The following is a 679-nucleotide window of genomic DNA, read 5'->3' on the forward strand; positions in this document are numbered from 1 at the left end:
TATTCAAGGTAACTCGATAATAGACGACAATAACGGCGGTAACGATTAAATGTGTCAACTCTTAGGAATGAACTGTAATACCCCAACGGATATTGGCTTTAGCTTTGCAGGATTTCGCAAGCGCGGCGGGATGACGGACAGTCATGAAGATGGCTTTGGTATTGCCTTTTTTGAGCGCAGCGAATGCAGCAATAATGACAAAACCAATGATGAGACGGCAAATGACTCAACGGGTCTGCGTTTGTTCCATGATAATCGTCCAAGCCATCTGTCGCCAGTCGCTGATTTGGTCAATAATTACCCAATCAAAGCCATGAATGTCATTGCGCATATTCGTAAGGCGACGCAAGGGCAGAACTGTTTGGCAAATACTCATCCATTCGTCCGCGAAGTATGGGGCGAGCAGTGGGTATTTGCGCACAATGGGCAGATGAATAGCGAATTTATCAAACGCTGTCAGCGCTTACAAGACAACGGTAATGCCGCGCATTGTCAGCCAGTCGGTTCAACTGATTCTGAAATGGCATTCTGCTATTTGGTCAATCGTCTAAAGAGCAGCTTTAAATCGCGTCCTGATGACAAGACACTGTTTAATTTTTTGACCACGCAATGTCGCTATCTATCTGCTAATGGGTTATTTAATTGCTTAATATCCAATGGCAGGTGGCAACTGGCTTAT

The 679-nt window shown here is 44.8% G+C and carries 1 protein-coding gene; it reads left to right on the forward strand.

The window, feature by feature from the left end; genetic code table 11:
- Window positions 1-49: 49 nt before the first annotated feature.
- Window positions 50-679 (forward strand): class II glutamine amidotransferase (locus tag ACS8FC_RS17895; RefSeq protein ID WP_439297784.1); only part of this gene is annotated, 630 nt, incomplete at its 3' end.

Source organism: Psychrobacter sp. 1Y4 (assembly GCF_051847555.1).